The organism is Paradesertivirga mongoliensis, from assembly GCF_024436395.1.
GTDB classification, from domain to species: domain Bacteria; phylum Bacteroidota; class Bacteroidia; order Sphingobacteriales; family Sphingobacteriaceae; genus Paradesertivirga; species Paradesertivirga mongoliensis.
In genome coordinates this window covers 630791-653875 of sequence record NZ_JAFMZO010000003.1, presented here as the reverse complement: position 1 = coordinate 653875, position 23085 = coordinate 630791, and the positions used below count along the sequence as shown (strand labels likewise).

Below are 23085 nucleotides of genomic sequence, written 5' to 3'. Positions count from 1 at the left end.
GTTGGAAGAGCGATATCCTATTAGCTCAGTTGCAGATTCCCTGTTTCTTTTAAGTCGTTTAAAAAGTCGGTTCTCCCTTTTTTATTCAAATTCACCTGCTGCGGAACTTTTACATAATAGCCTGTGCCGTCATAAGGTCGCTTTCGCGGATGTTCTTTACAGCTGTCGGAGCAGCAACCATCCCGTTGCCATCCGCAGTCATCGCATTGAGTGAAATGTTCATTACACTCGGGATTTGCGCAGTTAATCATCTTCGCAGTTATCTTTTCACAATTATAACATCTCGAAATAACTACCGGGTTTACAGAATTCACGTCGACGGCTACCCTGTTGTCAAATACATAACACTTTCCTTCAAAGTCTTTTCCGCCGGCTTCTTTTCCATACTTTATAATGCCCCCATGCAGCTGATATACTTCCTGGAACCCTTCGTGCAGTAGCAATGCCGATGCTTTTTCACATTTTATGCCTCCGGTACAATAGGTGAGTATTTTTTTGTCTTTGTATTGAGCCAGCTCGTTAATTTTCGCAGGAAAATCACGAAAGTTTTCAATGTCAAGTGTAACCGCATTTTTAAATTTCCCCAGAGAATGTTCGTAGTTGGAACGCACATCAAGTACCACTACATCATCCCTATCTTTCATTTCCATGAAATCTTTTGGCTCGAGGTGGATGCCGGTTTTCTTTTTCGGGTCGATAATGTTTGGATCGCGAAGGCCCGAATGAACAATTTCCGATTTGTAGCGGCAGTGCATTTTGATGAAGGAAGGTTCTTCAACTTCATCGATTTTAAATTCTGTTGCCGCAAACCTTGGGTCGCTATGAATGCTTTCCATATAGGTTTTACATGCATCCACAGTTCCTGATACGGTGCCGTTTAATCCTTCTTCGGCAACAATGATCCGGCCCACAAGGCCCAGGGATTTACAAAATTTAAGGTGATCTGCGGCAAATTGCTCTGCATTCTCTATTGTAGTATAACAATAGTAAAGTAAGGTGTGGTATCTATTCATAATGCACTGATACTGTTGCAAACAGCGTTAAATGTGCTGCAAAGATAAGCTTATTGTATGTAATAGAAAATGATGTGGAGCGATCAGGCAAATATTTACCTGAAATTAGCAGAAGCCAATAACTTGCGGGCCGGGGTAGAGCTTAAAACCCATAAAAAAGCCGGAAGGCCCGGTATCGCTGCCCGTTTTGTGTCCATGCGAAACCGTAATCTGCACGAACGATGAGCCGTTGTAGTCCGAAATAAACTTCCCGGTAGGAATTGTATGGTTGTGAAAGTATGGCGCCTCCCACAATCTCTTCCAGTTTTAATTTTCTGATAAGCGGAATTTTTTTTAAAAACAGGCCTAAAAAATTATGCTCATAATGCCCTTCAAAATATTTGGAATTGGTTGCATACGCATAATAATCCAGGAAGTGGAAGTTTGGGAATATGGGGTTGTAAATCGCTGTCTGATTACCGGTAAAGTGCTTGATATCGGGGTAAAACAACGATTTTGTGTTTATAAATTGTCCCGCCGAAAAGTAGAAGGAGCTGTAACCAAAAAGCCCGGTCTTCACTTTGTCCTGATACAGGTCTAGCGCTATAAAGTCGTAATCGACCGCAGAGTTAAATACTTTTGGGATTCCTTTTCTGTAGTTTAATTTGATGGTTGGATATCTGGCATTTTCATAGATTTTCCCATCTGGACGGGTGGTATAACGCTGACCATAGGTATAAGACAGCTTCGCGTCGATACTAAAAGCATTGTTGACAGGGAACAAGTTTATATCCCTTTGCGGATCGAGCGGGTTATTGGATGTTAAGATCTTTGCTGCGTTGTCGAATATGGGTTTATAGGATGCATTTCTGAGCGGAAACCTTCTTGAAATTTCGGTTCCGCCGGTAATTAATAGGCCGTCAGATATTTCGCGTTGTGCGCTAAGGGCAAAGAAGTTTGCTTTATAGAGTTTAAGGAAGTTTTTTCCGTCGAATAATGTGGTTAAGGTGTTGTAAAAAAGATTAATTGTACCCTTGTTATTCAGATCCAAAAAATCGCTTCCCATGTTAAGGCTGAAGCTTTCGTGGTGCAGCGTATCGCTCAGGTAATTTACCTGAATGTTGGCATTTAGCGTATTACTGCTGAAACCATATCTAAAACTTGGCCTCACATCGATCGATCTGCGCAGCGAGAATTGTTTTCTGTAATGAGGTTTAAAATCTACGGCCCAGCCCTCAACTGTATTGTAAAATACGGTTCTGTTCAGGGAGTTAAAATGCCAGAAGCTTTTGTTTCCATAGTTGTGAAGCGTATAACCGCTAAAAAGAAATTTGAGCGGCTTGAATTTATTGCGCTCTTTTTGTAACGAGTCAAGCACATGCTGCGATTCGGCTTGTGCAGCAGCAGTGTCTTTCAGTCGATAATTGATGTCTTCTTCGAAGGTTAACGGTACCGGCCGATTCTTAACCCAATATTCGTTGTCGCGGGTATTAGCATCGGCCGGAATTCTCATGATCTCATCCTTGAAAAAGTTATCCGGAAACTCGGGATTGACATGGTAGTTACTGTACAGACCCGTAAAATAGCCGGCAAATTTGAAGCCCAATACCTTGCCCTTAAAGTTGAAGGTGATATCAGACGGAAGCCAGAAGGTTTTTCCAACTTCGATAAAATTCTGACTGATTTTTAGCGTGTCGACGAAATTTATCCGGGCTTCTTCCGTAATCATCAGATTTACACTGTATAGTCGCCAATCGCCATCAACAAGATAAATGTGCCCGCTAAAAACCGGGTCGAAGCGGTTTTTGGGAATGATTTTTATTTTGTGAATAATATGCTCGTTTTGTATGCTGGTGCCTTCCAGCTGGTATCGGTAATAATCGAAAGCGTTGTCTGCGACCGGAGATACATAGCTTTGATTGCCTAAGGGCCCCCATTGTAATAAATTATCGTACAGGTTGATTTGCAGGTCGAGCGCCCTGTTAAAGCTAAATCCTTCTCTGTCGCCGGCCACTTTAGAAGCCTCCATGATTTCTTTTACATCGGGATATTTATAATAGAACTTCGACTTTGTTTCCGACTGGTATAATATTCCATGGCGGTTAGAGTCGAGGTTAAGGGCCTGCGCAACGTCTTGTCCCAGTATCTTTTTAGGCGCCCCAACCAGTTTTTGAACCCCTTTGGTGTACACGTCGCAAGAGTATGAAGGCGTGGATCGGAGCGCTTTTCTATGAGCTATTACCTTCCTGATAAATTTATTAGCAGGATCTTCTTTCTGACGACCGGCAATTACGACTTCTTCGAGTGTAAAACTTTCTTTTTCGAGTACCGCATTTACTTTGGTCCCCGCCTTCACATCGAAGGCAATTTGTTCCTGTTTATAACCCACAAATCTGAAAATAATGGTTTGACGGCCTTTGGGCAGATTGATTTTGTATTCACCATTCTGGTTAGCCATGGTGCTGGTGATAAGATCTTTAATGAAAACCGATGTGAAGGCGATAGGATGGCCCTGCGTGTCAATAATTTTCCCGCTGATCTCAATGAGTTCCTGTGAAAAACCTTTGGAAATAAGAAGGAAGAGAATTAATAACGCTTTCTTAAACATCAGAGCAAAACATCAGTACAAAGCACCCTACAGGATTGGGTTGTTTTTATACTTAATATAACGAATTTAATAATAACAAGTATATATAACATATACGACATTTCAGCCTTCTGGTTTTAGAATGCCTTCTTAGAGTTTGAATGTTGCAATACAACGCGGAAAATCTCCGGCCTCGTTGGTGTCCGCGTACCGTTGCATAATGAAATAGAAGATTTCGAAAGCTTTGTAAGTTTATGCGTAGATTTGCGAATTATAAGACCCGATAATTTGATATTGATTAAGTAATGCAGGAAAAAATCAATTTATATACAGCTGAAATAAAATCCTTTTCCCCCACAAATGCCGATGAGTTAGAGACATTCAGAATAAAGTTTCTGGGCTCAAAGGGTATTATCAAAGATATATTTGACGAGTTTAAATCGGTTTCTCCGGAAGAGAAGAGAACTCTTGGAAAAGTGCTGAACGAATTTAAGGTTCTTGCTGAGCAAACTTATCAGTCTTTTAAAGAAAGCCTGGAGTCGCAAGCATCGGGGGCTGAAACGCAGATCGATGCGACACTTCCCGGTGAAGGCATTGAAATAGGATCCCGTCATCCTCTGTCGCTGGTCAGGAAAGAGATTGTCGAAATTTTTAAGAAACTAGGCTTTTCTGTGGCCGAGGGACCTGAGATTGAAGACGACTGGCATAACTTTTCTGCATTAAATTTCCCCCCAGAGCATCCTGCCAGGGATATGCAGGATACATTTTTCATAAAAAAAGACGCTGAAAATGGTGACATCGCTTTGCGTACCCATACCTCTTCTGTTCAAGTTAGAATGATGGAGAACGGTAAGCCGCCTTTCAGGGCTTTAATGCCAGGTCGGGTTTATCGCAATGAAGCCATCTCTGCCCGTGCGCATTGCTTCTTCCATCAGGTTGAAGGATTGTATGTAGATGAAAATGTGTCGTTTGCCGATCTGAAGCAAACCTTATTTTATTTTGTTCAGGAATTGTTTGGCGAAGGAACCAAGGTGCGTTTCAGGCCTTCGTATTTCCCCTTTACAGAACCATCTGCCGAAATGGATATTTCCTGCAGTATTTGTAAGGGCAGCGGGTGCCAGATGTGTAAGCAAAGTGGCTGGGTAGAAATTTTAGGTTGCGGAATGGTAGACCCGAACGTTTTGGAAAACTGTGGCATCGATGGAACAAAATTCACCGGATTTGCGTTCGGCATGGGAATTGAACGTATTACTAATCTGAAATATCAGATACGAGATTTACGTTTATTCTCTGAAAACGATGTTCGTTTTCTTAAACAGTTTCAGTCTGAATTAACCTGATGAAGAATATTTTTCTGATCGTATTGGCCTCATTATTAATTTCATGCGGAAAAGACCGTTCGGGTATTCCGGATGTTCCGGTAAACTTTCATATCCGTCTGGACAATCCCTCGATGCATCCTCTGAATACCCCGGGTGGTTCGGTGGTGGTAAACGGCTACGGCGTTGCGGGAATAATTATCCATAGAAGTGCTTTTGGCGATGCGTATATGGCATTTGATCGCTGCAGCACGGTGGACCCGGAAAAAAAATGCGCAGTTGTAGTGGATGACCATGGGCTAACTGCGACGGATCCGTGCAGCAAGGCAATCTTTTCTTTGGAGGATGGAATGCCTCAGGGGCCGCCAGCAGAGATTCCTTTGAAAAAGTATAATGTATCCATCCAGAACAATACAATTTATATTATTAATTAGTCGGAATGGAAATTGATAAGATAAAGGAAAGTATTGTTAAGGCCGCTCAGGAACTATTCAGAAAATACGGCTATCATAAAACCAGTGTCAACGAAATAGCCAAAAGAGCGAAAATAGCTAAGGCCACCATATATAAATACTTCGACAGTAAGGAAGTGCTTTTACATTCCATTTTGATGGATTATATCCGCATCAGTGTAAACGAGATCATTGAAAATGCTTCTGAAGAAACCAATAAGGAGGTTTATTTAAGTAATCTGATATTGAAGACCAGCCGATTGTCGTACACCATATGTAATGAATTTATCGGATGGGATTTTATCCGTGAATCGACTAATGCACAGGGGTTTTTGAAGTTGTTATCTGATGATCTGGAAGTGTTTCTGATCCAATCATACCGAGAAACGCATTTATTTAAAGGCGATACTAACTATGCCGATCGGTTACGGTTTTTAATCAAATCGAGCAAAGCCATTGTATTTTCGTTTGCTTTCACATCGGTGAGCGACTCTGACGTGCGGAAGAATTTTGTGAGTTTTCAAAAAGAAATCCTTCCTTACCTGGTTAAAGCAGCTATTTAGGCTCGTTAAGTTCAAAATGTTCCGCCCGCCAACCTCACTTCCGCTTAGCGCAGAGGCCCGTATTCCTTTTAGACAATCTTAAAATTTCCAGTCAAAATTTATTTAATTTTGCCCGCGCATGAAAAAAATCCCCGCAGACAAGAAATACATCGAAAACATCCTGGTAACAGATACTGCAGAAGGAGGGAAGGGTGTTGGTAAAGTTGACGAGCTGGTGCTTTTTATCGAAAAAGCGGTTCCCGGGGATTTGGTAGACGTAGAACTTTTCAGGAAAAAGAAAAACTTCGCCGAAGCAAAAGTATCCCGGCTGTTGAAGCCCTCAGAATACAGAACTGAACCATTTTGTCCGCATTTTGGCGTTTGTGGCGGTTGCAAATGGCAGCATATGACTTATGAGTCGCAGCTTCAGTTTAAACAGAAAAGTGTTTTAGACGCTTTAGAGCGGATGGGAAAGGTGGATGTTTCGATCGCAGAACCTATTCTCGCCTCCTATGAAACGCGTTATTACCGCAATAAGCTGGAGTTCACATTTTCGAATAAGCGCTGGCTAACCGACGGAGACATGGTCGGTCTTGAAAACCAGGATATGAATGCACTCGGATTTCACGTTCCTCTCCGGTTTGACAAAATCCTGAACATTGAGGTTTGCTATCTGCAATCGTCTCCATCAAACGAAATCAGAAATTCGATCAGAGATTTCGCCTTGAGCGAAAATATCAGTTTTTATGATCTGCGCAATCACGAAGGGGCGCTTAGAAATCTGATCATCCGTACATCAACTACGGGAGAATTGATGGTAATTGTAGTTTTTGCTTATGCTTCCGACGAAGAAGTGCAAAAAACGATGACACATGTACAGGCCAGCTTTCCGCAGATAACCTCTCTATTATACATCCTAAATCAAAAGCGGAACGATACTATTTTTGACCAGGACATACATCTCTTTTCAGGTCGCGATTTTATATTTGAGCAAATGGGTGATGTGGCAGGTGCGGAGGATCTTAGATTTAAAATTGGCCCGAAATCATTTTATCAAACGAATTCTTTACAGGCACATCAGCTTTATCTCATCACCCGCGAATTTGCCGGCTTTAAAGGTAATGAATTGGTATACGATTTATACACGGGCGCGGGGACGATAGCAAACTTTATTGCCAGGCATGTAAAAGAAGTTGTCGGTGTAGAATATGTGCCCACAGCGATCGAAGATGCGGTTATCAACTCGGGGATCAACAATATATCCAATACGAAATTCTTTGCGGGGGATATGAAGGATGTTCTTACTCCCGAGTTTGTACTCGAACACGGTAAGCCGGATGTGATCATTACCGACCCGCCACGTGCAGGTATGCATGCCGATGTTGTGGCCCGGATCTTAGAAATTGAAGCTCCTAAAGTGGTTTACGTAAGTTGCAATGCAGCAACGCAGGCTCGTGATATAGCATTGCTGGGAGAGAAATATGAAGTTACGAGAATTCGCCCGGTAGATATGTTCCCGCACACACAACACGTTGAAAATGTTGTTTTATTGGAATTAAAGCATTCATTATAAATGGAAATCAGCGATCTAATCAACCAACCCGATGGAGAGGGGGCGACTCCTCAGAAAGAAAGCCCATTAAAAAGCCTCGAAGCGGATTTAAAGCTTTACAGCGAATCTATTCAGGAGATAGCCACAGAGATTTTGAATGAAGGCTTATCAGAATATCCCATCTTCGTGGCTCATCAGCACGAGGTATCACTTGGAGAGCTGATTCTGGATAAAAACGACTTAAATACACAGTGGTCCATCCAGGCGTCTATGCTGGAAGAATTTGTGCAGAAAGGAATTATTCATACAGAGAAAAAAGAGCGCTTTATCAAGCAGTATAAGAACCCCAATGAATATATGTGCTTGTTTGTAATCGTGCCCGAGGGAGCTAACTTTGTCTTTTATCCATACATTTAAAGCTAATTATAGCTATTTTGGAGTCCTAATATTTTAAAGATGCCCGATAAGAAAATTCTGATTCTGGATAAGAAACAAATCCGTCAAAAGATCACCCGCATGTCTTACCAGATATGGGAAGATAACCTGGAAGAGTCAGAGTTGATCATCGCGGGGATCATCGACTCGGGTTATACATTGGCAAAGCGTTTGCAAAAAGAACTTCAGCGTGTATCTGGGATCAAAGTTACCCTGATGAAAATTTCGTTAGATAAAGACAGCTCACACCTTAAAGCCGATACTGATATACCTGTTGAGAATTGTACAAATAAGGTGGTGATATTGGCTGACGATGTGTTGAATAGTGGCAGAACCCTGGCTTACGGACTTGGAGTGTTTTTAAATACCCCCCTGAAAAAGCTTCGTACGGCAGTTTTGGTGAACCGCAGCCACCGTAAATTCCCAATTTCAGCCGACTTTACAGGATTAGACCTGGCCACCATCATCAAAGAACACGTAGACGTTATTCTTGATGGTGATGAAGATGCCGTTTATTTGAGATAGTTCCCTTCTTTCAATATAGCCGAGAACCTTTCAGGAGTTTGATCTGCTCCTTTAATGGTTAATTTTGCCTGAGTGTAAAACGCTTCTCTTAATTTTAGTTTTTCTGTAATAAAGCACTCCAGTTCATCACCTTTTAGGTTCTTTAATACGGGTCGTTCGTCTGTTGCATTGACGAGCCGTTTCGCAAGCGCCTTTGGCGATAATGAGAGGTAAACGGTTAAGCCATTTTTGTTCATCCAGTCCAGATTATCGTAGAAACAAGGAGCGCCACCGCCTGTGGCAATTATGGCGCTTTCAGGATATGTACTTGTTTTCAGGACTTCATTTTCAATCTTTCGAAAGGCTTCTTCTCCGTATTCCTTAAAATATTCGGCAATAGACATATTGATGTGGGATTCTATTTCCTTGTCCATATCAATAAAAGGATACGCCAGTTTTGTGGCTAGTCTTCTCCCCAAAGTGGTTTTACCACTTCCCATAAATCCTATCAGAAAGATTCTCATAATAGTCCCTGCCGCTTCAGTGCAATTAGATCAGTTACCGGCGGTTTTATGTTGTTTTGTTTAAACAGCGATACTACTTGTGCTCTATGATAAATAGAATGGTTTGCCGCGTGCAAAATGATGTCTCCGACTGTATTTACAAGACTGTCGCCTGCCTGTGTAGTATAAGATACCGTTCGTCCAAGGTCATCCTTCGCTAAAATTTCTTTAAGCTGAGCAATGTTGCTGACATGCATTTCTTCAAAAACAGAAACCGGCTGGAGATCCCATGTCAGAAAGCTTGGTTTTAGACCATTGATTCGGCTTGCCCAAATATGCTGTGCGTTTAGAACGTGGCTAAACAATGTTTCAGCCTCGGGAAGGCTCCTTTTCGCCTCCAGAAAAATTTTAATAATGATCCCGTCGGCTACCTCGGTATAGCGAATAAAATCTGCAATCATCAATTGTTTTTTTTGAAATAGGTCTCTTCGAGATGTTTATAAGAAGGCAAATTACGATAATGCCATTTGTTGATCACCTCACCATCTTTTAAAAGCAGTAAGCCGGGGTTCGCTCTAACCATACTTTTCAACGGAACGCCATCGGCAAAAAATGTTTCGATCGCCAGCTTGTTTTGCTTCTGAAACGCTTCCGTGTTTGAAGGAGAAGTGGTTGTAAGCAACACCGTCCGGATGTTGTAATTTTCGACACTGGTAATCGCCAGGGCATTTAAATCACCCAAAGCTTTTTTATTTGCCTTGTTGAGATCGTGAGCTACCACTACAAGGTTATAATAAGGATTCTCGATGATCTCGGCCGTATAATCGGTGCCCATTGCATCGCTTATCTTCAGGTCTTTTATTTTGGGTTCATAACCTTTTTTGATGAGCTTGCTTTCCGGGTCGCCGGTTATTTCCCAGTTACTGTCTTTCCATATCTCGGTTTTGAGATATTCTTTATCGGTCATTTTTTTGTTTTCGCCTGTCTTTTTGTTTTTGAGAGTGTAGTTTATCTCATAAACATCGGCAGGTGCACCCTCGGGGATTTTCATGTTCTCGGGAAGATTTGCACCTATATGATAGGGCAGAAAATCTTTGACCGGAAGATAATTATAAGTGTAAAGTCCGAAACCGAAGGCGAGGATACTGACTATCCAAAGCGACCGGCTCTGTGCCTTTTCGGAGCTGAATACGGGCTGTATTTGGTCGCGGTTAAGATAAATTATGATGATAAAAACCAGCAGAATTAAATCCTTGCCGAATGATTGCCATGGTGTAAGGGGGATGGCATCACCAAAGCAACCACAGCTTCGCACCACATCGAATGCGGCCGAGTAGAAAGTAAGGAAGGTGAAAAAGATGATCAGGATCAGCAGGCCAACACTTACCTGTCTGGCTCTGATACCGAGCAGGAGTGCAGCTCCGAGTATAATTTCGACTGCACAGATCAGGATAGCAAAGCCAGCAGCAAAATCGTGTAGAAATGAGATGTGAAATACTTCGAAATATTCCTGAAGCTTGTAACCAAAGCCGAGCGGATCGTTTGCTTTAATTAATCCTGAGAATATAAAGAGGATCCCAACAAAAAACCTTGAAAAATTTACAAGAACCTTTTTCATTTTATTTGAGATCGAGTTTTATAAGTGCGAATACTGAATAGTTTAACATATCCTGATAATTGGCTTTTACACCTTCGGACGCAAGTGTTTGGCCGGCATTGTCTTCGATCTGTTTCACCCTAAAGATTTTCATCAGGATTAAATCGGTTAACGAACTTATCCTCATGTCTCTCCACGCTTCGCCATAATCATGGTTTTTGGCAAACATCAGTTCCTTCGTTTCGTTGACTTTTTTATCAAATTCAATTTCTACCAGGTCCAAAGGAAGTTCCGCCGGCGCGTTTTGATCCAGTTCAAGTTGCATCATCGCAATAATACAATAGTTAATAATGCCGATATACTCGGATATAATATCCTCGCCAACCTTCGAAATTTTCTTTTCTTCGAGTGTGCGAATCCGCTGAGCCTTGATAAAGATCTGGTCGGTAATTGAACTCGGTCGAAGAATGCGCCAGGCTGTTCCGTAATCCTTTGTTTTCTTTATAAAAAGAGCGCGGCAGACTCTGATCACTGCATCGTATTCTTCTGCTGTATTGTTTATCAAAGTATAATTTATTTGATTGTAAGATTAATAAAGCTGTATTTTGCCTTTAATGGCGGATAAAAATACAGATTTTCATCAGAATAGTAAGCTTTTTGACCTGGATGCTTCTGTACAGTTTATCAGGAAAAGTATTAATGTTAGAGGGCAGCTGATAGACTTTAACAGGCCAAAGGTTATGGGTATTTTAAATATTACTCCCGACTCGTTTTTTAAAGGCAGCCGGATGGGTTCGGTTGATACCGCAGTAGCAGCCGCCGGAACAATGATGGAGGAAGGGGCAGACTTTATTGATGTTGGCGCATATTCGTCACGCCCAGGTGCCGCGGATGTCTCAGCCCCTGAAGAGTTGAATCGCCTGATTCCTGTAATAAGCGCTTTAGCTAAAAATTATCCACATCTGATAATTTCCGTAGATACGTTTAGGGCCGAAGTAGCCGAAGCAGCGGTTAAGCAGGGAGCGCACATCATAAATGATATTTCGGGTGGCGACTTAGACCCTAAAATGATAGAGACGGTGGCCCGACTTAAAGTGCCCTATATTTTGATGCACATGAAAGGAACACCCCAAACGATGAAGCACCTTGCTCAATACGAAGATGTTGTAACTGAGGTGTTGAAAGCCTGCTTTTCGAAAGTGGCACAACTAAAAGAAATGGGTATTACAGATTATATCATTGATCCTGGTTTTGGCTTTGCTAAAACCATTGAACATAATTATCAATTGCTGCATCGCCTGGAGTTATTTAAGATGTTAGGTGTACCGCTGCTGGCAGGCCTCTCACGAAAATCAATGATCTGGAAAGTGCTGGATATTGATAATAGCGACGCGCTTAACGGAACTACAGTTTTAAACACGGTTGCATTAATGAAGGGTGCTGACATTTTGAGGGTTCATGATGTTAGGCCTGCAGTAGAGGCGGTAACGCTAATTCAAAAGCTTGGATAGATGGGAGAACGGAAAACCAATCAAAATTATTAATTTCAGCGCATGGAGGGTTTTGATATAAGTTTCCTGCATCTAAGGTTTCTGGACCTGATAGATATCATCTGCGTGGCGATAATTATCTATTACATCTACAACCTTTTACGCGGAACCATTGCTTTAAATATTTTGTTAGGCCTGTTGATCATTTACCTGGTTTTTGTGCTGGTTTCTCAACTTCAAATGCGCTTACTCTCCGAAATATTGGGTGGATTTGTAAGTGTAGGTGTGCTGGCGCTGATTATTGTGTTTCAACAAGAGATCCGGAGGTTTTTACTCCTGATTGGTAAAAATGCGTCTCTGCAGCAAACTAAGCTCTGGAAAAATTACTTTATCGGCAAAAAGGAACTTGAGAAGGCAAATTTTATTTTTATTCGTCCGGTTATTGAGGCCTGTAAGAGTATGCAGAATAGTAAAACGGGCGCCTTGATCGTGTTTGCGAAGTATTTCGATGAGCAATACTTTCAAAATAGCGGCGAGAATCTGAATTCGGCTATCTCGAAACGCCTGTTAGAAAGCATTTTTCAAAAATATAGTCCTTTGCACGATGGAGCGGTAGTAATATCCGAAGGGCGCATAAAATCCGCCAGTTCTATTTTACCGTTAACGGATAATGAGAAGTTGCCACCTCAATTTGGTTTACGGCACAGAGCAGGCATCGGTATTTCGGAGATGAGCGATGCAGTAGCCGTGATTATTTCAGAAGAAACCGGTGAAATATCGTATGCAAAACAGGGGAGAGTAAAGATGAATATCTCGCTGGCAGATTTAGAGAGGCTGCTGAATAAAGATATATAATAAGGCAAAGAGATTAAAGCACAAAGATAAAAGGGAGTAAACAATAAATCCGGCTGGGCCGGATTTATTGTTTTTTATGATTGCCTAAGTTGGTTCTTAGCAGTATTGCTCAAAGGCGCCAATCAAATTATCAGCAATCATTTGCGCAGGGCGACCTTCAATCTGATGACGCTCAATAATATGAACCAGTTTACCATCTTTAAATAATGCCATTGACGGCGAAGACGGAGGATAAGGCAACATATAACTTCTGGCTTTATCAACTGCTTCTTTTTCCACTCCCGCAAATACTGTAACTAACTTAGCAGGATGCTTCTCATGCTGAGAAGCGATTTTAGCCGCAGGGCGAGCGTTAGCGGCTGCACAACCGCAAACAGAGTTCACTACTACAAAAACAGTTCCTTCTCCGGCAATTGCAGACTCCACTTCTTCTGCAGTTTTTAGATCCTGAAAACCTACTTTTGTTAAATCTTCCCGCATAGGGGCAACTAAATATTCTGGATACATAACTTTTATTACTAAATATTAAGCAAAAATAATGTTATCGTATGAAAGGTAAAAATATGCGTATCAAGGCTTTGTCACAATTTCTGAACATTGAATAGATACTACCCGTAAGAAGTTGATATTCATAAGGCAATGCCTTACTTTTGTAATTCATTTTAAAAAACAAACTATGTCATCAGTAGAGACAACTTACATTCCTTACAAAGTTAAGGACATCTCCCTTTCAGAATGGGGACGCAAAGAAATTCAGTTAGCGGAGGCAGAGATGCCGGGATTAATGTCCCTTCGCGAAGAATTCGGCGCATCTCAGCCACTAAAAGGTGCACGCATCGCAGGATGTTTGCACATGACCATCCAAACAGCTGTACTTATCGAAACTCTTGTTGCTTTAGGTGCTGAAGTTACCTGGTCTTCTTGTAACATTTTCTCAACTCAGGATCACGCTGCTGCTGCAATCGCTGCTGCAGGTATTCAGGTTTACGCCTGGAAAGGTCTGAACGAAGAAGAGTTTGACTGGTGTATCGAGCAAACATTATTCTTCGGCGAAAGCCGCCAGCCACTAAACATGATTTTAGATGATGGTGGTGACTTAACGAACATGGTATTCGACAGATATCCTGAGCTTATTGCAGGTATCAAAGGATTATCAGAAGAAACTACGACAGGAGTTCACCGTTTGTACGAGCGTATGAAAAACGGAACATTGCACTTACCTGCGATCAACGTAAACGATTCGGTTACAAAATCAAAATTCGATAATAAATACGGTTGCCGTGAGTCATTAGTAGACGCAATTCGTCGTGCTACAGATATTATGATGGCTGGTAAAGTAGCTGTTGTTTGCGGATATGGTGATGTTGGTAAAGGTTCAGCAGAGTCTCTAAGCTCACAAGGTGTACGTGTAATCGTTACTGAAATCGATCCTATCTGCGCATTACAGGCAGCTATGGAAGGTTATGAAGTGAAGAAATTCGCTACAGCGGTTCTCGAAGCTGATATCATCGTTACTACAACTGGTAACTGCGATATCGTTCGCGGCGAGCACTTCAAAGTAATGAAAGATAAGGCGATTGTTTGTAACATCGGTCACTTTGATAATGAAATCGATATGGCCTGGTTAAACCAAAACTATGGTCATACTAAAATTGAGATCAAACCTCAGGTAGATAAATATACAATTGACGGAAAAGATATCATTGTATTGGCGGAAGGTCGTCTGGTAAACCTTGGTTGCGCAACCGGTCACCCATCATTTGTAATGTCTAACTCATTTACCAACCAAACTTTAGCTCAGTTAGAGCTTTGGATGAACCCTGGTAAATACGAGAACAAAGTATATACGCTTCCTAAGCATTTAGACGAAAAAGTTGCCCGTTTACACCTGGCTAAAATTGGTGTTGAACTTGACATACTTGATCAACATCAGGCTGACTACATCGGCGTAAATGTTGAAGGTCCGTTTAAGCCAGAAGCTTACAGATACTAAGAGTTTTTTTGCCTCAGTAGAAAGCCATTCGTTTTATTATAACGAGTGGCTTTTTTGTGAAAGGTGCTGGCGGTTTCATTGGAAGTTGAGCCCTGCTTTCCCTCCAAGTCCGCCTCGCCCTCGTTTCTCCGCGCTTCGGGCTTTCCGTTCAATCAGGTTTAAGTTGACAGGGCAGCACTTCGTAGGGGAATACCGCTTGAATAACGCAGACAGCGTTCTGAACGCTGTCTGCGTTTAAGTTCCTTGGTGGGGGGGAAACGCCTCGAGTTCCATTTGGAACCTATAAGGTTTCCAAAACCTTATAGATTTTTATCATCCCGCGGCTTAATATTCTTCAAATTAAACTTCGGCTTGTAAGCAGGTTTAGGTTTCTCCTCTTTAATTTCATCATCACTCCCCCTTGAATCCTGATCATTATCCTGAATCTCCTGTTCGGGTGTTTTGTCGTGGGTAGAAGAAGAGATCTTTCTCTCAATCTCCGATTCCACAGGAGCATCCGTCTGTATTTCAGGCAACGATTCAGGCATTAACTCCGGCTTAACCGGCTGCCCTGTTTGTTCTTCGCCCGCCGCAGGGTTTCTTGGGATATTCTTCAGCTTAAACTTGGGTTTGTAGCCTCCTTTGGCAGCCTCTTCCTGTTTCGCCGGATTTGTAATCGGTGTCTCTGAAACGGCTGGTTGCCCGGGCCGACTGTCCGCGCGGTTAGCATCTTCTGCATTTTCTGAGGCAACCGACTTGATATTTCTCGGCCTGAATCCAGGGGATTTAGGCGGCAAGGAATTTCCAGGAGTTTCGGGCCCATTCTCTTCCGCTCCAGGTTCTGCTGCCTTTGGACTTTCGTCCGCTGGCTTGATATTTCTCGGCTTGAATTCAGGAGCTTTAGCAGGTGGAGTATTTATAGTTTCTGCCTGTTTTTCTCCTGCTGCAGGTTCAACTGGTTTTGCCGGAATATTTCTCGGCTTAAAGGCTGGTTTGGCAACAGGTTTTGCTTCTGCTTGTTCCGCCGGAGCGGGTTCAGCCTTGTTAATATTAGCACTTTTAAATCGCGGAGTAAATGCCGGCTTCTGTTCGATGGTAGGAGAGCTGAGAGGCTCGGCCTGAGAAGCGATAGCAGTTTCAACCTGAGTTACCGCTTTGTCTGGTGGGGTTAAATGATAAAGTCTTCTAAGCTTATTGAACCAAAATTTTTTGGTATGGTCGAAACTTTTTTCGCCCATGGCAGCAAAGTGTTTTTTGAACTCGCTATAAAGCGCCGGTTCAACTTTTTCAAGCTGAACAAGGTCTATCTTTTTCTTGGTAAAGAACTCTTCAAAAGTCATTAAAGCTTTTTCTCAATTTTCTCTAAGCGGTCAACAACTTTTTCATTTAATTCGAGAAACCGTTCATTAAACTTATGTTGTTCATCAAATTGCTTAATAGACACTTCCATAAAAGCAGTTAAGGTTTCATGAGTTTTCTCAAGAAGTCTGGACTGATTTGTAAGAATTTCAGTATGCTGATCCTGCTTTCTAAGCATTTCGGCAATAACAACTAGTAGGTCTTTGTCTTTCATTGTAAATAAGATACGTACTAATTTACGGATTTGTTTATTTACTCCGCCATATTATGGTAGACTGCCTGAACATCATCGTCCTCTTCCAGTTTATCAATCAATTTGAAAACATCAACAGCTTGTTCTTCGGTTACATCAGTATGTGAAAGCGCGATACGCTCCAGTTTCGCACTCTTCATCTCAAATCCTTTTTCTTCCAATGCTTTTTGCATTTTACCGAAGTCCTCAAATGCCGTGTGAATTACTCCAATATCATTTCCTTCTTCGTCTGCTTCGATGTACAGATCCTCCAGGCCGGCATCAATTAATTCAAATTCCAGTTCTTCTAAGTCTAAATCTTCCGGCGGAACAAATCTGAAAACCGCTTTACGGTTAAAGATAAAATCCAGTGAACCTGTTTTACCTAAAGTGCCTCCTGTTTTATTGAAATAACTGCGCACGTTAGCAACAGTACGGTTAGTATTATCCGTAGCCGTTTCGATCAGAATAGCTACGCCATGTTGGGCATATCCTTCGTAAACAAGCTCTTCGTAGTTGGAGTCGTCTTTGTTTGATGCTCTTTTAATAGCAGCGTCAACCCGGTCTTTCGGCATATTTACTGCCTTAGAGTTTTGAATCGCGGTACGCAAGCGTGAGTTAGTTTCGGGGTTTGGTCCGCCCGATTTAACCGCCATTACAATCTCTTTTCCCAAACGGGTAAACTGAACGGCCATCTTGGCCCAGCGTTTAAATTTTCTTTCTTTACGGAATTCGAATGCTCTTCCCATTAATAAAAAAGTAAAAAATCAAAAGCCAAAAGTAAAAATTTAAGGGTGATTTTAGGCGAATATAAATTCAAAATCCCTAATTAAGTTTCGATGCCAGCACGCAGGCCTTTTTATACTTTTTGGTTTGACCGTTAAGATTAAAGAGATCAAAATAAATTATATAAATACCCACCGAAGCTCTTTGCTCATTTTCGGTCGTTCCGTCCCAAACCAATGTGCCTTCGCTCGCCAGGGTAGTATTCCTTGATAATTTCTTTATCAGAACGCCGCTGTCATTATAAATACTCACGTTCGCAACCATGCCCGCATCCTTAAAGCGATAGTTTATAATCAGGGCGTCTTCAAAGCCGTCGTTATCCGGTGAGAATGTTTTTGAGATTAATTCGATCTCGCTCGCCCCAATTGCGGCAATCTCGACAGATTGAGAGTTTTTATAACCTGGGGTTGCGAAGCCAACAGAGGCGGCAGCCGACCGGAAATTTCCTGGATTCTGAGTCGGAATTTTAAAGCTGGTTCGTTCTAAAGATACGCCCTTAGGTTCCTTTATCAGGTAGTGGTGCACTTTTTCGGTGTAAGAAAATTGGTCAATACGTCCCTCTTTGCTAACCAGCACCACCGCACCCGCATCGTTGTTGAAAGGCGGCATGGAAGGCATCGTTAAAAAAGCATCTGGATTTTCTGTGTGGTAATCTTTTCTAATTTGATCCGGGTTTGTCGATAGAACGAGGTATTCTTTAGGTTTAAAAAATCGGGGAGATGTTGAGATTTGCTTTTTATTGACGATGCTATCCGGGCTTTTAATCCCGGCAACGGCCAGTTCTTGCAGGTCTAAAATCTTATCAGAGTTGTTGTAAATCTCAACAAAATCCGCTCCGCCGTCACGCGGATTAAAAAGTATCTCGCTAATCAGGATATCGCCTTTGGAGATCTTATAGGGATAGAAGAATTCGGAAGAGTTATTTTGAGAAGATATCTTTCTACCCATGCAGTCGGTAATGTCAGCGCAGCTAACTTTATAAGAAGTCCCTCTTTTAATCGCTTGAGAAAACGCGAGCTCCACCTCAGTGAACGCTGAGTTCAGGGATACTGCTGAAGGTTGGCCCAATCCGTTGTTTACCTTGTAATTGTGCGACTTTGACAGAAATAGGCTGTCGGCTGGCCTGTTGAAGGAGACGACGATAGTTGCACTGTCTTTTAATCTTGCTTGCATTACTTTAAGCTGTTCTGAAGTGCTGAATAAGTTATACACTGAATTCTGCCTGCCCGGAGTACCGCCTGTAGCGTCAATACTTGCCGTCCAGTTTTGAATTCCTGTACAAACGGATTCCTTGTCGATCAGCTCAAGCGACCAACCACCATTTTTCTTTACATCGTTTTTGTACCAGCTGTCTTTGTACGAAACCGAGTCTACTGATCTTCCTTTAAAGCTTTTGATCGTTATTTGTTCAGAACTATTGTTGAGCGCCGGCCATGGAGCCAGGCCGATTACTTTACCGTAAGCGCTGTATTGAAGCGTGTCTGCAGCGGGACAAAGAATTGCATATTGCTGAGGCAAGATCACCGCATTTCCGAATGTTGATTTCGAAGAAGAATCGTGGAATGTCCAGTCCGCCACATCTATGGTATCCTTACCAGGATTGAAGATCTCCACAAACTCAGCCAAAGGTAATTTTACTTCCGGTGATGGATCTGCAAAGATTTCGGTGATATAGAGCTTCGCAGTATCGAGCCGCCCTGGTGGGCGTTTTGGGGTATGAAAAGCGAGTTTGGTGCCAGAAGCGATGGGGTTGCCTGCACAATCCCTCAGTCCATTATTTACCGCGAGCTGATAGGTTGTGTTGGCAGCAAACTTCTCGGCATATGTGATGATAACCTTTGTCGCCTTTGCGTCGAAGCTTAGCGATTTCATATTAAGCAAAGGAGTCAATAAAAACGCTCCCTCAGAAGTTGCGATATCAGCGTGTTTATTAAATGTAACTTCGACGGTCAGATCAGATGTTTGTTTAATGCTGTCGACTTTAAATGGCAGTTTATCGTAATGGTCAACATTTACAGAGTTTTTCCTGCCAGGAGTTCCTCCATCGGTATCAAGAGATGATGTCCAATTAAAACCTCCACCGCAAAGCGACCGATAGTCGCTCCGTTCAAGCGACCAGCCCCCTTGCTTTTTAACGGAATTTATGTGCCATGTATCAAAATAGGCGATCGTATCAACCAGTCGCCCCGTGAAGCTTTTCAGTGTAAGCTGATCGGCATAATTGACCAGAGACGGCCATGGTGATACCCCTTTCACTTGCCCAAAGTTTTTATATTGAGATGTGTCTGCCGTGGGACAAAGAATCAAGTACTGACCGGGCAAAATAAAAACGTTCTTCAAGGATGATATTGTTTTCGAATTAGCCAAAGCCCATCCATTCAAGTCGACTGTGTCTATACCAGGATTGTAGAGCTCAATAAACTCGGCAAGCGGTAGTTTAATTTCAGGAGAGGGGTCGGCGAAGATTTCGGTAATGTAAATATTTGAAGTGTCTGGACGTGTAAGTGTGGGCTTGGGAGTGCTAAAACTTAAAGTGGTAGGCACAACAATGTTGCCAGCGCAATCTTTCAGATTTGAAACGCTTAGCTGATAGGGTGTCCCCGCCGAAAGTTTCTGGTCGAAAATAAGAGTAGCTTTTAAAGCCTGTGCATCAAATGAAGTTACTTTTATTTCTGCCGATGACGAACTTATTTTAAACACGTCTTGGGAGGTGGAGACGTCAGCATGTTTGTTAAAATAAACACTGATACCGGTGTCCGATAAAAGTTTGACGCTATCGGCCTTAAAGTCGATTTTATCGTAATTACTGATTAACACGGAATTTGATTTTCCCGGCGTGCCGCCCGATTTGTCTCTGGACGAGGCCCAGTTAAAGACTCCGCTGCAAAGCGATTGGTAAGCTACCCGTTCAAGCGACCATCCACCCTGTTTTTTTACTGGAGTTGTATGCCAGGTATCTAAATACGAAACCGAATCGAGCAGACGACTTTTATAGCTTTTGATAGAAATTTGATCTGCACCATTCAGCAGAGCGGGCCAAGACGTAATGCCGGAAACTTTGCCGAATGGTTTAAAATGTACGGTATCAGCAATCGGGCAAAGAATAAGATAATCATCTGGCAATATGAAGCTGTTCCTGATCGCCGATTTTGTCTTCGAATTGCTAAATATATATCCATCTAAATTTACCGTATCCTTTCCAGGATTATAAATTTCGACAAATTCTACGAGAGGCAACCCGATTTCCGGTGAGGGATCGGCAAATATTTCGGTGATATATAACTGCGCGGTATCAACGCGGACTGGTGGAGCTTTTGGCGTTTTAAACAGAAATTCGGTGCTTAACCGGTTCGCTGCGCAATCTTCTAACCCGGAAATAGCCAGGCGGTAAGAAGTATTCGAAAGGAATGGTTTATCGAACAGCAAGTTGATTTGTTTGAGGTTTGGTGTAAAAGCGAACTTTATGTCGGCTAAAGCCGGAACAATGGACAAAGCGTTGGCAGCGCTTGAAACGTTTGCGGCCTTATTTAGATAAATGGTAATTGTAGAGTCGCTTAGCTGTCGAATGCTGTCTGCTGCCAGAGCCAATTTACCGTAGTTTGATATATGAATGGAATTTTGCACGCCCGGTGTTCCACCGGTCGTGTCTGTAGAAGATGCCCAGTTAAACATTCCGGTGCAAGTCGAAGTATAGTCAATGCGTTCGAGCGACCAACCACCTTGTTTCTTGGCGGTATTTGTATGCCATGCGCTTGAATATGAAGTCGAATCAATCATGCGGCCTTTAAAACTTTTCAGGAGTATTTGGCCTGAAGCGTTAGTCAAGCCAGGCCAGATTGATACTTCTGCTGTTCTGCCGAAAGTTTTATACTGAGTAGTATCCCCGCAAAGAATTAAATATCCTTGAGGTAGGATAGATGCTTTTTTGATGGGGGAATTGTTTATTGTCCATCCATCTAAATGGATTGTGTCCAGGCCCGCATTGTAAACCTCGACAAACTCAGCCAAAGGGAGCCCGACCTCTGGAGAGGGATCAGCAAATATTTCGGTAATAAAGATCTTCGCAGTGTCCAACCTGACCGGCGGAATATTAGGTGTTGTAAATTGAAATGAACGGGGACTGATCGTATTTCCGGCGCAATCTGTTATCGCAGAGACGCTGATTTGATACACGGTGTTCGGTTGTAAGCCGAGTACAGAAATCGTCGATTCCCGGGAAAATGCATCAAAACTTAAAGACTTTATAGCTGCATGGGCAGGAGATATGCTGAACGCATTATTCGCGGTAGAGATATCAGCAGGCTTATTTAAATAAAACCTGAAAGTTGTATCCGAGAGTTGGATAATGCTGTCGGCTGTAAACGCAAGTTGATCATAATTGTGAATGAACGCAGTATTCTGTTTGCCAGGCGTCCCTCCGGTAATATCGGTTGAGGCTGTCCAGTTGAACGTTCCGCTGCAAATGGAAGTAGGATTTACCCTTTCCAAAGACCATCCGCCTTGTTTCTTTGCGGTAGTGGGATACCAGGAATCAGAATAGGCTACAGAATCAATGGTTTGAATTTCAGGGCTGACTAGTTTGATGATATCGCCTGAGTTGTTTAAAGAAGGCCATGGCGATAAGCCTATCGTCTTTCCAAATCGCTTATATTCGTTGGTATCAGCCCTGGCGCAAAGAACTAAATGCTCCCCGGCTTTGATGCTGTCGGCAGGAAAAGTCGCAGAGGAGGCTGGATCCGAATATTTCCAATTTTGAAGTGATATGGTTTGATTGCTGGTGTTGAAGATTTCTATGAATTCTACAGAGGGTAAATCTATTTGCGGCGATGGGTCAGCAAAGATCTCATTGATGACTATGTCTCCCTTTTTTGCGATATACGGCTTATGGAAAGAGAACCGGCCGGTATTAGCCGGTGAAATGATATTCCCTGCTTTGTCGGTGATATTGGAGGCAGTTAAGAGATACGAGGCTGTAATAAATCCCTTTTCAAAGGTTAGGATGAATTTTGCAGCGTCCGAAGTGGTTTTTATCAAAAGAGGGTGCCCGAAACCATTGTCCATAGAATAGTTGCTCAGAAGTTTTGCGGAGGTAGTATCCATCGGTTCGTCGAAGAGTATTTCCAGACGGCTGGAATCGATCGGTGTTACTGACATCAAAGAAGGTGGACTTTGGTCTGTAACAAGGGGCTGGATTTTGAAATCGTCAAACCAGTGCTTTTGATGAAAGCTTGAAGTAGACTGCTGGATAAAAATTCCAAAAAAAACTGAGGTGGTGAAGCTGGAGTCTACCAGCGTGCCTTCCGTTACATAAGATGTTCCTGATCCCGTAAGGTCTCGTTCTAAAGTGAATCCATGAGCCGAAGTTCGGGTTACTTTGATCTTAATCCTGTTATCGGAGGTGTTTAATATACCGTTTACACCATCAACAAGTTTAACGCTCGAGGCGGCGCTGCCCGACCTTTTAAATAAGCAGATTTCGTCATTTATTCCGCCCAATCGTACAAAATAGCCGTTAATATTAGTTGCCTGAAGGTTAGCCTGATCGGATGTCAAATACACATCCACATAATTTGCCCCCGAGGGATTAAACAGCAGGTTCACACTAAATTCCCAGATACAATTAGAGGCAAGCCCACTGGCCGTGCTTAAATAAAAATTGCTGCTTGCAGTTGTCGACTTCGATTTAAGTTGTATAGTGCCTGAGGTGTCAATGCTGAAATCATTTCCGGCATTGCTGCCGGTCCAAACAGGATTGCTTGTGAAATTTCCATCGCTAAACAGCTCGTTTAATTGCGCAAAGGCCAGATTTCCACATAGTAGAAGTGGAAATAATAAATAATTTTTCATCTTGGTAGATATTCAAAATCCTAAAGTAATAATTTTGAGTAATTAGATAAAAATTATTTAT

At 42.3% G+C, this 23085-nt stretch carries 20 protein-coding genes; 9 read left to right on the top strand and 11 right to left on the bottom strand.

Going from position 1 to position 23085, the window contains the following annotated elements; genetic code table 11:
* Positions 1–20: 20 nt before the first annotated feature.
* On the bottom strand, positions 21–1013 hold the full coding sequence (trhO, locus tag J3P43_RS14090) for an oxygen-dependent tRNA uridine(34) hydroxylase TrhO (RefSeq protein ID WP_255903481.1): 993 nt from the start codon (positions 1011–1013) through the stop codon (positions 21–23).
* A gap of 142 nt (positions 1014–1155) precedes the next feature.
* Positions 1156–3600, bottom strand: a complete 2445-nt coding sequence (locus tag J3P43_RS14085) for a DUF5686 and carboxypeptidase regulatory-like domain-containing protein (RefSeq protein WP_255903479.1) — start codon at positions 3598–3600, stop codon at positions 1156–1158.
* A gap of 284 nt (positions 3601–3884) precedes the next feature.
* On the opposite strand from J3P43_RS14085, the gene pheS reads away from it, so the two are divergent.
* The 6 genes from pheS to J3P43_RS14055 all read left to right on the top strand — a co-directional run bounded on the left by pheS (position 3885) and on the right by J3P43_RS14055 (position 8404).
* Complete coding sequence (gene pheS, locus J3P43_RS14080; RefSeq protein WP_255903477.1) at positions 3885–4919, top strand: phenylalanine--tRNA ligase subunit alpha; 1035 nt, start codon at positions 3885–3887, stop codon at positions 4917–4919.
* Positions 4919–5332: a Rieske (2Fe-2S) protein gene (locus J3P43_RS14075; RefSeq protein WP_255903475.1), complete on the top strand. Its 414-nt coding sequence runs from the start codon at positions 4919–4921 to the stop codon at positions 5330–5332. Before pheS ends, J3P43_RS14075 begins: the two co-directional genes overlap by 1 nt.
* A gap of 5 nt (positions 5333–5337) precedes the next feature.
* Positions 5338–5913, top strand: a complete 576-nt coding sequence (locus tag J3P43_RS14070) for a TetR/AcrR family transcriptional regulator (RefSeq protein WP_255903473.1) — start codon at positions 5338–5340, stop codon at positions 5911–5913.
* 118 nt (positions 5914–6031) lie between these two features.
* Complete coding sequence (rlmD, locus tag J3P43_RS14065; RefSeq protein ID WP_255903471.1) at positions 6032–7465, top strand: 23S rRNA (uracil(1939)-C(5))-methyltransferase RlmD; 1434 nt, start codon at positions 6032–6034, stop codon at positions 7463–7465.
* Positions 7466–7861, top strand: coding sequence for a hypothetical protein (locus J3P43_RS14060; RefSeq protein ID WP_255903469.1), 396 nt, complete (start codon positions 7466–7468; stop codon positions 7859–7861).
* A gap of 39 nt (positions 7862–7900) precedes the next feature.
* Positions 7901–8404, top strand: a complete 504-nt coding sequence (locus tag J3P43_RS14055; protein WP_255903466.1) for a phosphoribosyltransferase family protein — start codon at positions 7901–7903, stop codon at positions 8402–8404.
* Here J3P43_RS14055 and J3P43_RS14050 read toward each other — a convergent pair.
* From J3P43_RS14050 to J3P43_RS14035, 4 genes are read right to left on the bottom strand one after another with little or no spacing between them, the layout of a single operon-like run.
* The gene (locus tag J3P43_RS14050; protein WP_255903464.1) at positions 8392–8907 is read right to left on the bottom strand and encodes a shikimate kinase; all 516 of its coding nucleotides are present in this window, start codon (positions 8905–8907) and stop codon (positions 8392–8394) included. The two genes, J3P43_RS14055 and J3P43_RS14050, sit on opposite strands and share 13 nt — an antisense overlap.
* A complete protein-coding gene (locus J3P43_RS14045) occupies positions 8904–9347 on the bottom strand; it encodes a DinB family protein (RefSeq protein ID WP_255903462.1) in 444 nt (147 codons plus the stop codon). Before J3P43_RS14045 ends, J3P43_RS14050 begins: the two co-directional genes overlap by 4 nt.
* Positions 9347–10504 (bottom strand): BT_3928 family protein, encoded by a 1158-nt coding sequence (locus J3P43_RS14040; protein ID WP_255903460.1) that lies wholly within the window; start codon positions 10502–10504, stop codon positions 9347–9349. The genes J3P43_RS14045 and J3P43_RS14040 overlap by 1 nt, the downstream gene beginning before the upstream one ends.
* A 1-nt stretch (position 10505) precedes the next feature.
* Positions 10506–11048: a DUF1599 domain-containing protein gene (locus tag J3P43_RS14035; RefSeq protein ID WP_255903458.1), complete on the bottom strand. Its 543-nt coding sequence runs from the start codon at positions 11046–11048 to the stop codon at positions 10506–10508.
* Between the two features lie 49 nt (positions 11049–11097).
* Here J3P43_RS14035 and folP point away from each other — a divergent pair, with 49 nt between their 5' ends.
* Positions 11098–11994 (top strand): dihydropteroate synthase, encoded by an 897-nt coding sequence (folP, locus tag J3P43_RS14030; protein WP_255903457.1) that lies wholly within the window; start codon positions 11098–11100, stop codon positions 11992–11994.
* Between the two features lie 42 nt (positions 11995–12036).
* A complete protein-coding gene (gene cdaA / locus J3P43_RS14025; RefSeq protein WP_255903455.1) occupies positions 12037–12828 on the top strand; it encodes a diadenylate cyclase CdaA in 792 nt (263 codons plus the stop codon).
* 96 nt (positions 12829–12924) lie between these two features.
* On the opposite strand, the gene J3P43_RS14020 is transcribed toward cdaA, so the two are convergent.
* Complete coding sequence (locus J3P43_RS14020; RefSeq protein ID WP_255903453.1) at positions 12925–13335, bottom strand: BrxA/BrxB family bacilliredoxin; 411 nt, start codon at positions 13333–13335, stop codon at positions 12925–12927.
* A 169-nt stretch (positions 13336–13504) separates the two neighbouring features.
* Between J3P43_RS14020 and ahcY the strand changes: the two genes are divergently transcribed.
* Positions 13505–14821: an adenosylhomocysteinase gene (ahcY, locus tag J3P43_RS14015; protein WP_255903451.1), complete on the top strand. Its 1317-nt coding sequence runs from the start codon at positions 13505–13507 to the stop codon at positions 14819–14821.
* Between the two features lie 299 nt (positions 14822–15120).
* Here ahcY and J3P43_RS14010 read toward each other — a convergent pair whose 3' ends face one another.
* The 4 genes from J3P43_RS14010 to J3P43_RS13995 form a co-directional block, all read right to left on the bottom strand.
* Positions 15121–16140, bottom strand: coding sequence for a hypothetical protein (locus J3P43_RS14010; protein WP_255903449.1), 1020 nt, complete (start codon positions 16138–16140; stop codon positions 15121–15123).
* A complete protein-coding gene (locus J3P43_RS14005) occupies positions 16140–16373 on the bottom strand; it encodes a hypothetical protein (RefSeq protein ID WP_255903447.1) in 234 nt (77 codons plus the stop codon). Before J3P43_RS14005 ends, J3P43_RS14010 begins: the two co-directional genes overlap by 1 nt.
* Positions 16374–16411: 38 nt before the next feature.
* A complete protein-coding gene (locus tag J3P43_RS14000; RefSeq protein WP_255903445.1) occupies positions 16412–17140 on the bottom strand; it encodes a YebC/PmpR family DNA-binding transcriptional regulator in 729 nt (242 codons plus the stop codon).
* A 76-nt stretch (positions 17141–17216) separates the two neighbouring features.
* Positions 17217–23024 (bottom strand): lamin tail domain-containing protein, encoded by a 5808-nt coding sequence (locus J3P43_RS13995; RefSeq protein ID WP_255903443.1) that lies wholly within the window; start codon positions 23022–23024, stop codon positions 17217–17219.
* Positions 23025–23085: the final 61 nt, after the last annotated feature.

What these genes read in the sequence shown, in the direction of transcription:
- trhO (WP_255903481.1), bottom strand. Translation starts at nt 1,013, where the DNA reads ATGAATAGATACCACACCTTACTTTACTATTGTTATACTACAATAGAG.
- J3P43_RS14085 (WP_255903479.1), bottom strand. Translation starts at nt 3,600, where the DNA reads ATGTTTAAGAAAGCGTTATTAATTCTCTTCCTTCTTATTTCCAAAGGT.
- pheS (WP_255903477.1), top strand. Translation starts at nt 3,885, where the DNA reads ATGCAGGAAAAAATCAATTTATATACAGCTGAAATAAAATCCTTTTCC.
- J3P43_RS14075 (WP_255903475.1), top strand. Translation starts at nt 4,919, where the DNA reads ATGAAGAATATTTTTCTGATCGTATTGGCCTCATTATTAATTTCATGC.
- J3P43_RS14070 (WP_255903473.1), top strand. Translation starts at nt 5,338, where the DNA reads ATGGAAATTGATAAGATAAAGGAAAGTATTGTTAAGGCCGCTCAGGAA.
- rlmD (WP_255903471.1), top strand. Translation starts at nt 6,032, where the DNA reads ATGAAAAAAATCCCCGCAGACAAGAAATACATCGAAAACATCCTGGTA.
- J3P43_RS14060 (WP_255903469.1), top strand. Translation starts at nt 7,466, where the DNA reads ATGGAAATCAGCGATCTAATCAACCAACCCGATGGAGAGGGGGCGACT.
- J3P43_RS14055 (WP_255903466.1), top strand. Translation starts at nt 7,901, where the DNA reads ATGCCCGATAAGAAAATTCTGATTCTGGATAAGAAACAAATCCGTCAA.
- J3P43_RS14050 (WP_255903464.1), bottom strand. Translation starts at nt 8,907, where the DNA reads ATGAGAATCTTTCTGATAGGATTTATGGGAAGTGGTAAAACCACTTTG.
- J3P43_RS14045 (WP_255903462.1), bottom strand. Translation starts at nt 9,347, where the DNA reads ATGATTGCAGATTTTATTCGCTATACCGAGGTAGCCGACGGGATCATT.
- J3P43_RS14040 (WP_255903460.1), bottom strand. Translation starts at nt 10,504, where the DNA reads ATGAAAAAGGTTCTTGTAAATTTTTCAAGGTTTTTTGTTGGGATCCTC.
- folP (WP_255903457.1), top strand. Translation starts at nt 11,098, where the DNA reads ATGGCGGATAAAAATACAGATTTTCATCAGAATAGTAAGCTTTTTGAC.
- cdaA (WP_255903455.1), top strand. Translation starts at nt 12,037, where the DNA reads ATGGAGGGTTTTGATATAAGTTTCCTGCATCTAAGGTTTCTGGACCTG.
- J3P43_RS14020 (WP_255903453.1), bottom strand. Translation starts at nt 13,335, where the DNA reads ATGTATCCAGAATATTTAGTTGCCCCTATGCGGGAAGATTTAACAAAA.
- ahcY (WP_255903451.1), top strand. Translation starts at nt 13,505, where the DNA reads ATGTCATCAGTAGAGACAACTTACATTCCTTACAAAGTTAAGGACATC.
- J3P43_RS14010 (WP_255903449.1), bottom strand. Translation starts at nt 16,140, where the DNA reads ATGACTTTTGAAGAGTTCTTTACCAAGAAAAAGATAGACCTTGTTCAG.
- J3P43_RS14005 (WP_255903447.1), bottom strand. Translation starts at nt 16,373, where the DNA reads ATGAAAGACAAAGACCTACTAGTTGTTATTGCCGAAATGCTTAGAAAG.
- J3P43_RS14000 (WP_255903445.1), bottom strand. Translation starts at nt 17,140, where the DNA reads ATGGGAAGAGCATTCGAATTCCGTAAAGAAAGAAAATTTAAACGCTGG.
- J3P43_RS13995 (WP_255903443.1), bottom strand. Translation starts at nt 23,024, where the DNA reads ATGAAAAATTATTTATTATTTCCACTTCTACTATGTGGAAATCTGGCC.